Below are 12,366 nucleotides of genomic sequence, written 5' to 3' on the forward strand. Positions count from 1 at the left end.
CTCGCGCGGAGAGCACACCGTGGGCAAGTTCATCCTGCTCGACACCCGCGACCCACCTCCGCTCGCGCGGAGAGCACACCGTGGGCAAGTTCATCCTGCTCGACACCCGCGACCCACCTCCGCTCGCGCGGAGAGCACGTTCAGGCGGCGTTCAGCTCGGCCGCAAGCTGCGACCCACCTCCGCTCGCGCGGAGAGCACTTCGCCGCCGACACCGCGTCCTCTGTCAGCGGCGACCCACCTCCGCTCGCGCGGAGAGCACGCGGTTTTCCTGACTAACTCGTGATCGCGCGGCGACCCACCTCCGCTCGCGCGGAGAGCACGGCGGTGGCCGGTGCTGGCTGACGTTCCCCACCGACCCACCTCCGCTCGCGCGGAGAGCACGCGGCGGTGCGGACCGTGGCCCCGGTGATCACCGACCCACCTCCGCTCGCGCGGAGAGCACGGAGTCGCGGCGAGCGGGGGCAGTTGCTCGATCGACCCACCTCCGCTCGCGCGGAGAGCACACAGGGGGGAGGAGAAATCTCCCCCGCCCTGGCGACCCACCTCCGCTCGCGCGGAGAGCACTGGCGCGTGCGTTGCCCGGAGCTGCCCTCTGGCGACCCACCTCCGCTCGCGCGGAGAGCACCTCCTCGACCAGCGTGCTACTGGCATCGATGCCGACCCACCTCCGCTCGCGCGGAGAGCACGCCGCGTCTCCACCCCGCTGGAACTGGAGCCGCGACCCACCTCCGCTCGCGCGGAGAGCACATCGCGTCGTAGATCGCCTGCCGGATCTCCTCGGACCCACCTCCGCTCGCGCGGAGAGCACTCGTGCGAGGTCGGCGGCATGCTCACCGCCAGCGACCCACCTCCGCTCGCGCGGAGAGCACGTGAGGAGCAGGCCGGTCGTGAACGGGCGGCGCGACCCACCTCCGCTCGCGCGGAGAGCACCGCGTGCAGGGCCATGCCGCGCATCCACTGGGCGACCCACCTCCGCTCGCGCGGAGAGCACCGTGCGCCGCCAACTCACCTGAGGAGACACACCGACCCACCTCCGCTCGCGCGGAGAGCACTACCCGCGCTCCCGCCACAGCGTCAGCCCGTACGACCCACCTCCGCTCGCGCGGAGAGCACCCTTCGCGACCTGTGCCTATTCGGGCGCTTTGCAATTCCTTTGCCTAGTTCCGTTGTTCATGCGTCTTGTTCCTTCGTCGCGGCGCAGCGAGTGTACGGCCCGGCGCTCGACCGGTCTCGGACTTGGGCTATTAGGGGTGACTGTCAGTGCGGGGTGCTATCTCTGTGTGTATGAACGAGCGTAGCGGGGCGGGGGCCTCGGGGGGTTGTGGGCTGGATGTTCGGTTGTGGGGGAAGGAGCACGGGCTGACCCACCCGTATCCGCTGATCTGTCATCTCCTGGACACCGCAGCTGTGTTCCAGGTGCTGTGGGACGTCGTGCTGGGCGACGGCGTCAAGGCCACGATCGCCGAGGCGCTCGGCCTCGATGTGGCTGAGGCGCGTTCGGTGGTGGCGTTCTGGGCCGGGTTGCACGACATCGGCAAGGTGTCGCCCCCGTTCCAGGCTCAAGTCCCCGATTGCTACGGGCCCGTTCGCGACGACCCCGGCTACGCCAGCATGCCGGGCGCCGAGGGAGAGAAGGACTTCCGGCACGAGATCGCTACCCACTGGGCCCTCAACGAACTCCTCGGTCAAGAGGGGTACCCCACTGTTGATCGCATCCTGCGGAAGTCCGTGGCGCATCAGGTCGCGCAGTTGCTGGGCGGTCACCATGGCTCCTTCGGCTAGGTTCTGATCTCCAAACAGGCCGCCCGCCCGGCGGATTACAACCCCGGCCTGGGCAGGAGTGGGTGGTCCGAACAGAGGCAGGCGCACTTCGAGGCGCTCCGGCGGGCCGTGGGAGCGTTCGCGGTCCCCCGGGGCGGACTGCCGGCGGGGTCGGCCGTGGTGGTGTCGGGGCTGGTCGTGGTGGCGGACTGGCTGGCGAGCCGGACGTCCGCGATCCAGCCCCGAATTCCCGCCCCTGGTTGGTCGGGGACTGCGGCGGAGGTCGATGCACACTGGAAGGGGGCGGTGCTGGCCGCTCCGGAGTGGGTCCGGGCGGCGCGGTTGGGTCGGGCCCAGTTCTCCGTAACGGCATTCGGCGCGATGTTCCCGTTCACCCCCAACAGCCTGCAAGGTGATCTTGTGGCCCACCTGCCCGGCATGGTGGGGCAGCGGGGAACGGGACTGGTACTGGTCACCGCGCCGACCGGGGACGGGAAGACGGAGGCTGCGCTGTTTGCGGCCTCTCTGCTGGGCCGGGCCTCCGGTGCCCGAGGAGTTTATTTCGCGCTGCCCACGATGGGCACGGCCGACGCGATGCTGCCGCGTGTGAAGGAGTACGCCTCCCGTGCGTTGTCCGGAGAACGCGCGCTGATGTTGCTGCACTCGATGGCGTGGCTGACCGCCCCGGACGCCGAACCGGAGAAGGGAGCGGCCGATCTGCCCGGCAGCGGTGTGGAGGTACCCACCGCCACCGCCGCCGCCACCGCCGCCGCCGCCGCCGCCGACGCTGACGCCGCGGGCGACGCGCGCCTCGCGGATCCCGAGGCTGCCGTTGCCGTTGCCGTTGCCGTTGCCGACCGCCGGGAGGCCGCAGAGGCTGGATCTGCCGCCGAAGACCGGACCGGCGGACGCGAAGAACTCTTCAGCGCCGGAAAGAGCACGGTGATCGAGGCGGACGGGTGGCTGCGGGGGGCGAAGCGCGGGCTGCTCGCCCCGCTGGGTGTGGGCACGATCGACCAGGTGCTGGGCTCGGTACTGCCGTTGAGGTACAACGTGCTGCGGCTGTTCGGGCTCTCGGACAAGGTGTTCGTGGTCGACGAGGCGCACGCCTACGGGCCGTGGATGCATCAGCTCCTCCTGCGGCTCCTGGAGTGGCTGGGGGAGATGCGGGCCCCCGTGGTGCTGTTGTCGGCGACGCTGACGGGGCGTTCGGCCGGGTCGCTGGTGGACGCGTACCGGCGAGGTGCTGGGTTCCGTGAGCCGTCGGGCGCCGTGCCGCGTTATCCCGGCTGGCTCTACGTGAGCGGTGTCTCCGGGCAGGTGTCGGCGGCGCGAGGGACGGTGAGCGACCGCGCGCGGAAGCTGACGGTGACACGTCGGCCGGTGGTGTGGGATACCGCCGAAGCGGCTGGTTCTCCGGTTCGCGAGGGAGGTCGGCGTGCCGCGCTGCGGGAAGCGCTGGCACCGGTGGCGGCGGAGGGCGGGACGGCACTGGTGTGCTGTACGACGGTGGCCGAGGCGCAGCAGACGTACCGGGACGTCTGTGCGGCGTTCCCCGCTCTGGCGGAGCGCCCGGGTGGGGTGGAACTGCTGCACTCCCGCTACCCGGCCGACGAGCGCGCCGCGATCACGGCACGTTGCGAGGCCGCGTACGGGAAACCGGGCGAGGGACCCGTTTCGGTGCGTCCGGCGTCGGTGCTGGTGGCGACGCAAGTGGTGGAACAGTCCCTGGACCTCGACTTCGACCTGGTGGTCAGCGATCTCGCACCGCTGGCCCAGTTGTTGCAGCGGGCCGGCCGTGCTCGGCGGCACTCCCGCGGCCCGCACGGACGGCCGGTGTGGGCGGTCCCGGAGGACAGTCCGGAGCTGGTGGTCCTCGACCCGCTCGACGCTTCGGGCGGACGGCCTCCCCGCACCTGGGGGAGTGTCTACGACGCCGGTTTGCTCGTCCGTACCTCCCGGCTTCTGGATAAGTGTGCCGGTGACGGCATCGCCGTTCCGGGCGATGTGCAGCGGCTGGTGGACGAGGTGTACGAAGACGACTTCGTCGACGGGCTGGCCGATGCGGCCGCCCGTGACGCACTGGCCCGCATGGACGAGGAACGGGCGGCGGGCGAGGCGGCCGAGCGGAGCCTGGCGAACTGGACCAGCATCTGCGCCCCCGCGGATGTCGGGGGCGACCTCGGCAAGCTGTCGGCGCGGGACGCCGGAGTGACCGAGGAGTTGCTGACGACCCGCCTCGGAGCCGACACCGGCCGGGTCCTCTGCCTGTACGAGCAGGAGAACGGCCGGGCGACACTCGACCGGGCGGGCAGGATCTCTGTCCCGACGGGAAGCCGACCAGAAGGCTGCCTCCGCGCAGCCGAGTTGGCGGCCGTCGCGCGACGGGTGGCACCCGTCCCGGGGCAGTGGCTGCGGGGCGACGAGTTCGCGGACACGGTTCCCGCGGGCTGGGGGACGCACCCCACGCTGCGTGACCTCGTCGTACTGCGCATGAGGCCGGCGGGGGCGGGCGTCTGGGTGTCCCGGCAGGGGCGCCGCGCCCTCTCGATATCCGACCTGGGTCTCGAAACCGAGTGACCTTCACGAATCCATCACACCTCCTCCTCGTTTCCGCTACTTTTTAAGTGCGCTCTTCCGCTGCGGAGTTCGCGTCCGCATGCCGCACGAACATCTCCCCTCCGGTGGGGCAGGACGCGGGACGCACCGCGCACGGCACCCTTTCCGGCCTCCCACGTCGTCCGCATCACGACAGGACACCTCCATGCCGACCGGCACCTACAACCTGATCGACCGACCGTGCGTCCCCGTGCGCTGGAGACCCGGCCTCACGGTCCGCGGACCGGACGGGCTCCCGGACACGGTGGGCCTGCGCGAACTTCTGCTCCGCAGCCATGAGATCGCCGCTCTCGCCGTCCCGGACGCACCCGCGCACGCCGCCCTGCTCCGCATCCTGTACGCGCTCACCGCGAAGGTGGCCGGCCTGACCGACCCGGACGAAGACTGGGCCGAGCACCGACTGGAGGCGTTCGACGCCGGCCGGCTCCCGTCCGACGGGATCGACGCCTACTTCGACGACTATCCGGACCGGTTCTTCCTGTTCGCACCCGGCGGACGGCCGTTCATGCAGGACCCGCGGCTGGCGGAGCAGTGCGACGCGGCCAACACCGCCGGGGTCAACAAGCTGATCGTCACCCGGCCTTCGGGCAACAACCACTCCTGGTTCCGACACGACACCGACACCGCGCCCGTGCCGCCGACCGCTCCCGAGGCGTTCCTCAGCCTGCTGGTCTGGCACTACTACGGGCCGGCCGGGCGGTGTTCGTCCCGCGAAGTCAACGGGATGAAGAGCGCGAGCGCCACCGCCGGGCCGCTGCGGACCGCGCTGTCCTATCACCCGGAGGGCGACTCCCTCTTCGAGACCCTGCTCGCCGGGCTCGTACCGCCGGACGCCGCCGTAGTCGGCGCCGAGGACCTGTGTCCGTGGGAGCTGGACGAACTGCCGGACCCCGACCGGCCACCGCGGGAGTCCCGGGGGCCGCGTTCCCGGCACACCGGTCGCTCGCAGCACGCGTTGCTCCTGCTGCCGGACGAGGACGGCAGCCATGTGCGGGACGCGTTCATCACCTGGGCGTACCGGGGAGAGCGGATGCCGCGCGAGGACGACTACCTCATCTGGCAGACCAGCCAGCAGGGCAACCGGTATCCCCGGCCCGCCGACGCCGGCCGGGCACTCTGGCGGGACCTGGACGCCCTGCTGCTCCAGAACCCGCCTGCGGGCCACGCGCACCCCCGGCAGCCGCGCGTCTTCGACTCGATGTCCGAGGGCTTCGACGACCTGCGGGTGCGCGCGCTCGGCTTCGACCAGGAGGGCCAGGCCAAGGACACCCAGTTCGTCGACGCGAGCACCCCGGCCGTCCTCGGCCACGCCGAGGCCAACGACCCCCGCACCGTCCCCGCCGTCGGGCGCCTGCGGCAGTACGGCGAACTGTACGGGCGCCGCCTGGACCGGGCGGTCAAACGGGCCTGGTCCGCCTATGTGCAGGACGCCAAGGCCGACGGCGCTGCCTGGGCGGCGCAGGCCGGTGCCCGGTACTGGCCGCGTGCCGAGGCGGAGTTCTGGGCCCGGTTCCGACTCCTGGACCGCACCGGCGAGGTGCCGGACGGAGGGTTCGACCCGGCGGCGACCCGGCGCGCGTTCGTCCGCCTCGCCGAGGAGGCGTATGACGCCGTGACGGCGCCCGTCACCCGTACCCTGCGCGGCGCGAAGGCCGTCTCACAGGCACGCAACGACCTCTACGGCGGCACTCCCAAGCGCCGACAGCCCGTGCCCGCACCCCGCGCGCAGACCAAGGAGCACAGCGCATGACCACCACACCCTCTCCCGCCGCCACGGAAACCGCCGGTGCGCCGGTGGCCGCCGCCACGGTTCCGCACCAGGGCCATGTGCGGGGAACCCGGGCGCAGTCGTTCGTCAGGGAGATGGAGCGGCTCTGCCGTGAAGATCCCGGAGCCCGCAGCGCCTTGCGCAGCGGGCTGCGCAAGGACCTGGACGCGGTGCACCGCATGCACCGCCTGGTCGCCACGTGGCTGCCCGCGCAGCGGACCTCGGACGACGTGCAGCGGGCGTACTACGCGGTCGCCGCGATGATCGCCGCCCAGCCGCGCAGCGCACCGGCAGCACGGGACGACGCGGCCGACGACCCGGAGGGTCCGGACGAGACGCCGCAGGCCCCCGGCACGACGCGGCGGAGTGGGGTGAGCCTCGGTACCGCGTTCGCCGTGGCGGTCACCGAAGGCCCCGGACGCGAGAAGGAGATGCGGGAAGGGACCGCGGAGAGCCGGCTCAACCTCCTGACCCGTCAGAGCCTCAACGGCCTGCACCGGCACCTGCCCGCCTCCGTCGGGTACCTGCGGTCGCTCGGCGTGGACATCGACTGGGTGCGGCTCCTCGACGACCTCGGCACGTGGCGCACGCGGTCGGGACGGATCTCGCGTACCTGGCTCCAGGACTACTACCGACTGCGCGGAAAGGCCACGGCGCGGCTGGCCGACGCCGGCGACGAGGAGGAACTCGTGGCGGAGGCGGCCGGCGCCCCCCACACGCCCTGACCGCTTCCGCCGCAGGGCCCCCGTGCCCCGTAGCGCGTACCCCCGCGTTCCGTACCGCGTGCGCCGCGCCCCGTGCGCCGCACCTCGTTCCCGACCCGGTCACACCACCGACGTTCCGTTCCGCACCGCCGTACTTCCGCACGAAGGAGACACACACCATGGACATGGCCGCCCGCTTCATCGACATCCACGTCGTCCAGAGCGTCCCGTTCGCCAACCTCAACCGGGACGACACGAACTCCGTGAAGACGGTCCAGTACGGCGGCGTACTGCGCACCCGCGTCAGCAGCCAGTCCTGGAAGCGCGCCGTCCGCGGCGAGTTCGAGAGCCGCATCGGCCAGGCCGCGCTGCGCACCCGGCGCATCGGCGAGCGCGTCACCCACCTCCTGGCCGAGGAACGTGGCTGGCCGCAAGGGCTCGCGGAGCGGGCGGGAGCGCACACGGCGGCGGCCAGCAGCATCAAGTTCGAACTTGCGAAGGACTCGAAGGACCCCAAGCAGACCGTCACGAACAAGGTGCTCACCAACGCGATGGTCTACGTCCCCGAGTCGGCCGTGGCCGAACTCGCCGGCCTGGCCGAGGAACACCGTGCCGCCCTGGAAGCGGCGAAGGACATCAAGAAGCCCGCCGACAAGAGCGTCCTGCCCACGGACAGGGTCGAGGCGGTGCTGCGGTCCCGCAACGGCGTCATCAACCTCTTCGGCCGCATGCTCGCGGAAGTGGACAACGCCGGTGTCGACGGCGCCGTCCAGGTCGCGCACGCCCTCACCACGCACGAGACCGACGTCGAACTCGACTACTTCTCCGCCGTGGACGACGTCACCGCCACCTGGGGAGACCAGACCGGCAGCGGCCACGTGGGCCACACCGAGTTCAGCGCCGGCACCTTCTACCGGTACGCCACCATCGACCTCCGCGACCTCGCCCGCAACATCGGCGGCAACCCCGGCGAACTCCGCGAGCTCACCGCCGCGTTCCTCAGCGCGTTCATCCTGTCGCTGCCCCAGGCGAAGAAGAACTCCACCGCCCCGCACACCATCCCCGACCTCGCCCACATCTCCGTGCGCACCGACCGGCCGCTGTCCTACGCCGCCGCGTTCGAGAGCCCCGTCTCCGCGGCGGGCCAGGGCGGCTTCGCGGGCCGCGCCCGCACGACCCTGGCCGAGTACGCCGAAGTCGCCAACGGCCTCCTCGGCACCGGCGCCATCCTCACCGCCGGCTGGGCCGGCGTGGACGAGAAGGACCTCGACGGACTCGGAACCCGGCACGCCGGGTTCGACGCCCTCATCGACGCCGCCCTCACCAGCGCCCTCGCCACCCGCCCCGGCGGCGCGGCATGACCACCGCTACGCTTCCCGCCCCCGAACCCGGGCTGCTGCTGCGCCTCACCGGGCCCTTGCAGTCCTGGGGCCTGCACAGCCACTTCAACGAACGGGACACCGCCGCCTTCCCGACCCGCTCCGGCGTCATCGGCATGCTCGCCTCCGCCCTCGGCCGCCGCCGCGACCAGCCCATCGACGACCTCACCGGTCTGCGCCTGACCGTGCGCACCGACCGCCCCGGCGTGCTGCTGCGCGACCTGCACACCGTCGGCGGCGGCCTGCCCGCCAAGGCGACCGTGACCACCGCCGAGGGCAAGAAGCGCCCCGGCGACACCGGCACCCTCCTCACCCACCGTCACTACCTCGCCGACGCCGCCTTCACCGTCGCCCTCACCACCCCAGGGGCCACCGCCGGCGACCGGGCGCTCCTCGGCCTGTGCGCCGAAGCACTCCGCGCACCCCGCTGGTCCCTGCACCTCGGGCGACGCTCCTGCCCGCCCGAGGGGCCGGTACTGATCGGGAGGAGCGACGACGCCTTGCACCACCTCCTGCACCTGCCCCTCGCCGCCCGGCAGGCCCGCACCACGGAGCCGGCGGGCAAGCCGGTGGAGTTCCTCGCCGACCGCCCGCTCACCCACCTGCCCGCCCCCGCGCACATGACCACCGGAACCGATGAGGACGGTTCCCACCCCTCCTCGGAACTCAACGACCAGCCGGTCAGCTACCACCCGATCCGCCGCGCCTACCGCGCCCGGCCGCTGTACCGGCGCACCCTGCTGCTGCCCCACGACCAGTTCGCCGGGCTCGGCGTCCACCAACTCCGCGCTCTGCGCCAGTACCTCGACACCCGGCTCGACACCACCGAAGGGGGCCGGCGATGACGCTCTGGCTCACCCGCATCGTCCCCGACACCCGCTCCCAGTACGCCCGCCGCGACCTCGCCGACGCCGTCGGCACGCACCGGCGCGTCATGAGCCTCTTCCCGTCCGACGCCGGCCCCGACCCCCGCGCCCGGTTCGGCGTCCTCTTCCGCGGCGAGGACACCCCGCAGGGCCCGCACATCCTCGTCCAGTCCACCCACGAACCGGACACCGGCCGACTTCCCGACGGCTACGGCACCGCCCTCACCCGCCGGCTCGACGCGCTCATGGACGCCATCAGGCCCGGACTCACCGTCCATTACCGATGCGTGGCGAGCCCGGTCCGGAAACCCGGCGCCACCACCCGGGCGCTCTACGACCTCAAGGCCGTCGTCCCCCTCACCGGCGCGGCCGCCGACGAATGGTGGCTCCGGCAGGCCGACCGCTCCGGACTCAAACCGCTCACGCACCGGCCCGCCCAACCCCTGGACGCCGCCGGAGGAGAACGCCGCCCCCGAGGGTCCGCTCCCCAGCGCGTCCGGCACGCCCGAACCCAGTTCGACGGCACCGCCGCCATCATCGACACCGACCAGCTCAAGACCGCCCTGCTCAACGGAATCGGGCGCGGCAAGGCGTACGGGTGCGGGCTCCTCAGCATCGCCCCGGCGAGGCAGCCCCAGTGAGTCCACGCGCCACCGGCAGGCCCCTCACCACCGGCAACGCGCGGCGCAGACTCGCCGCCCCCACGGTCGCCATGCTTCCGCGCGTCGCCGACTCCCTGTCCTTCCTGTACCTGGACATCGTCCGCATCCACCAGGACGACACCGGGGTCTGCGCGGAAGTCACCAGCGAACAACACGGAACGGACACCGTCTACCTGCCGACCGCGGCGCTCAACTGCGTACTCCTCGGCCCCGGCACCTCCATCACCTCACGCGCGCTGGCCACCTTCGCCCGCAACGGCACCACCGTCGTCACCACCGGCTCGGGAGGCGTCCGCTGCTATTCGGCAGCCGTCCCCGAATCACTCACCACCCGGTGGCTGGAACGGCAGACCCGCGCCTGGGCGGACGACACCCAGCGCCTCGCCGTCGCCAGAGCCATGTACGAACTCCGCTTCGGCGACGGCACCGCGACCGAAGGAACCAACCTCGACCGACTACGCGGCATGGAGGGCCAACGCGTCAAGTCGCACTACCAACTCCTGGCCCGCCAGTACAAGATCGGGCGCTTCCGACGTGCCTACGACCCCGACTCCTGGGACACGCAGGACCCCGTCAACCTCGCCCTGTCCTCCGCCAACACCTGCCTCTACGGGATCGTGCACGCAGCCATCACCGCCCTCGGCTGCTCACCTGCCCTCGGGTTCGTCCACAGCGGGAACCAGCAGGCGTTCGTGTACGACGTCGCCGACCTCTACAAGGCCGAACTGACCATCCCGCTCGCCTTCTCCCTTCACGCCTCCAGAGACCCCGAAGGCGAGGCACGCCGCTCTTTCCGGCACGAACTGCGCCTGTTCCAGCTGCTGCCTCGCATCGTCACCGACATCCAGCAACTGCTGGATCCCGATCACACCTACGAATGCCCCGACCCCGAGGAACAGCTCGTCGACCTGTGGGACCCCGCCGCCGGCTCCGTACCCGCCGGTGTGAACCACGGGAACCAGACATGACCCGCCCAACGGAAGGGCGCGGCCCGTGTCGTCGATGATCGTCATCTCGGCCACCGCCGTCCCCGACCACCTGCGCGGCGCCGTGACACGCTGGCTGCTCGAGGTCACTCCCGAGCTCTACGTCGGCACCGTCTCCGCCAAGGTTCGCGACGAACTCTGGGCCGCAGTCTCCGCCTGCGCCGACGAAGGCCTCGCCGTCCTCGCGCACCCGGCCGACAACGAACAGGGCTTCCAACTCCGCACCGCCGGCACCCGCCGCCGCACCCCGATCGACTTCGACGGCCTCACCCTGATCGCCTTCCGCCGCGAAGGTCAAGAACTGGCAAACCCGGCCTAACGCCCCAGGTCAAAAAGGTGCTCTCCGCGCGAGCGGAGGTGGGTCGCTTCCCCCCCGGGGTGCGGCACGGCAGCGCGAAGTGCTCTCCGCGCGAGCGGAGGTGGGTCGATGGCCGTGGATCAGGGAATTGTCTCCCTGTCGTGCTCTCCGCGCGAGCGGAGGTGGGTCGCCCACGCTCCTCGCCGCCTATGTGGCGACGATGTGCTCTCCGCGCGAGCGGAGGTGGGTCGGGCGCCTGGGGCCCGGTGAACGGGTCCATCGTGTGCTCTCCGCGCGAGCGGAGGTGGGTCGTTCCGGATCACGGCGGACCGGTCGGAGTCGGTGTGCTCTCCGCGCGAGCGGAGGTGGGTCGCGGTCGTGACCCACCGGGTGCCGTCCGTGAACGTGCTCTCCGCGCGAGCGGAGGTGGGTCGCGTGTGCAGGACGCTGTCGAGGACGTCAGGGAGTGCTCTCCGCGCGAGCGGAGGTGGGTCGTCTGGGGCGACGGCAGCTCGACCAGGGATTGGGTGCTCTCCGCGCGAGCGGAGGTGGGTCGGCCGGAGACCTCCTGGGCCGTCTCGTGGAGCTGTGCTCTCCGCGCGAGCGGAGGTGGGTCGCGTATTACGGTTTGGTCTCAGCCGGTAACGAAGTGCTCTCCGCGCGAGCGGAGGTGGGTCGCCGTTCACGATGAAGGCCATGACGGGCGAGGCGTGCTCTCCGCGCGAGCGGAGGTGGGTCGCAGCATCCCACGACAGCGCACCCGGCCGCAGCGTGCTCTCCGCGCGAGCGGAGGTGGGTCGACGCCGCGAACGTACCGGGCGACACGGTTCGGGTGCTCTCCGCGCGAGCGGAGGTGGGTCGTCTGGGGCGACGGCAGCTCGACCAGGGATTGGGTGCTCTCCGCGCGAGCGGAGGTGGGTCGGCAACATCCGCGCCCTGGCCCTGGGCGTGCTCGTGCTCTCCGCGCGAGCGGAGGTGGGTCTCCGCACCCTGGCCGACGACGCCGAGACCCTCAGTGCTCTCCGCGCGAGCGGAGGTGGGTCGAGAGGATCGCCTGACGCACAGGGCCCGCGGGCGTGCTCTCCGCGCGAGCGGAGGTGGGTCGTCGCGCACGATCTTGTGCTGCCAGATCCGGCGGTGCTCTCCGCGCGAGCGGAGGTGGGTCGGCGACGACGACGTCATGGCGGGAGAGACCCGCGTGCTCTCCGCGCGAGCGGAGGTGGGTCGGACGCCGGTGCGGCCGGGGCGATCGTGCCCGAGTGCTCTCCGCGCGAGCGGAGGTGGGTCGGTCAAGGGGGTGCGGGCCGACGACTGGCGGCGGT

General features: G+C 71.9%; 7 protein-coding genes, 1 pseudogene and 2 CRISPR repeat arrays (1 of these 10 only partly in view). All 8 genes and pseudogenes read left to right on the forward strand.

Annotated features, from left to right (window positions below; genetic code table 11):
* Positions 1–48 precede the first annotated feature (48 nt).
* Positions 49–1,114: a CRISPR direct-repeat array (repeat unit 29 nt; unit sequence CGACCCACCTCCGCTCGCGCGGAGAGCAC).
* 147 nt (positions 1,115–1,261) lie between these two features.
* The 8 genes and pseudogenes from cas3 (at position 1,262) to cas2e (ending at position 11,065) form a co-directional block, all read left to right on the forward strand.
* A pseudogene (gene cas3 / locus Q0994_RS19915) lies at positions 1,262–4,342 on the forward strand (CRISPR-associated helicase Cas3').
* 184 nt (positions 4,343–4,526) lie between these two features.
* Entirely contained in the window at positions 4,527–6,131 is a 1,605-nt protein-coding gene (gene casA / locus Q0994_RS19920) for a type I-E CRISPR-associated protein Cse1/CasA (RefSeq protein ID WP_299536804.1), read from the forward strand.
* Positions 6,128–6,874 carry a type I-E CRISPR-associated protein Cse2/CasB gene (locus tag Q0994_RS19925; protein ID WP_299536807.1) on the forward strand — a complete coding sequence of 249 codons (747 nt, stop codon included), beginning with the start codon at positions 6,128–6,130 and terminating at the stop codon, positions 6,872–6,874. Before casA ends, Q0994_RS19925 begins: the two co-directional genes overlap by 4 nt.
* Before the next feature lie 158 nt (positions 6,875–7,032).
* A complete protein-coding gene (gene cas7e, locus Q0994_RS19930; RefSeq protein WP_299536810.1) occupies positions 7,033–8,214 on the forward strand; it encodes a type I-E CRISPR-associated protein Cas7/Cse4/CasC in 1,182 nt (393 codons plus the stop codon).
* Positions 8,211–9,077, forward strand: coding sequence for a type I-E CRISPR-associated protein Cas5/CasD (cas5e, locus tag Q0994_RS19935; protein WP_299536812.1), 867 nt, complete (start codon positions 8,211–8,213; stop codon positions 9,075–9,077). The genes cas7e and cas5e overlap by 4 nt, the downstream gene beginning before the upstream one ends.
* Complete coding sequence (gene cas6e / locus Q0994_RS19940) at positions 9,074–9,739, forward strand: type I-E CRISPR-associated protein Cas6/Cse3/CasE (RefSeq protein ID WP_299536815.1); 666 nt, start codon at positions 9,074–9,076, stop codon at positions 9,737–9,739. The genes cas5e and cas6e overlap by 4 nt, the downstream gene beginning before the upstream one ends.
* A gap of 71 nt (positions 9,740–9,810) precedes the next feature.
* Positions 9,811–10,728 carry a type I-E CRISPR-associated endonuclease Cas1e gene (gene cas1e / locus Q0994_RS19945; protein ID WP_299537265.1) on the forward strand — a complete coding sequence of 306 codons (918 nt, stop codon included), beginning with the start codon at positions 9,811–9,813 and terminating at the stop codon, positions 10,726–10,728.
* A 25-nt stretch (positions 10,729–10,753) separates the two neighbouring features.
* The gene (gene cas2e, locus Q0994_RS19950) at positions 10,754–11,065 is read left to right on the forward strand and encodes a type I-E CRISPR-associated endoribonuclease Cas2e (protein WP_299536818.1); all 312 of its coding nucleotides are present in this window, start codon (positions 10,754–10,756) and stop codon (positions 11,063–11,065) included.
* 17 nt (positions 11,066–11,082) lie between these two features.
* Positions 11,083–12,366: a CRISPR direct-repeat array (repeat unit 29 nt; unit sequence GTGCTCTCCGCGCGAGCGGAGGTGGGTCG) (it continues 88 nt past the right edge of the window).

The sequence above is a fragment of the uncultured Streptomyces sp. genome (genome assembly GCF_947488945.1).
In the GTDB taxonomy this organism is placed as follows: Bacteria; Actinomycetota; Actinomycetes; order Streptomycetales; family Streptomycetaceae; genus Streptomyces.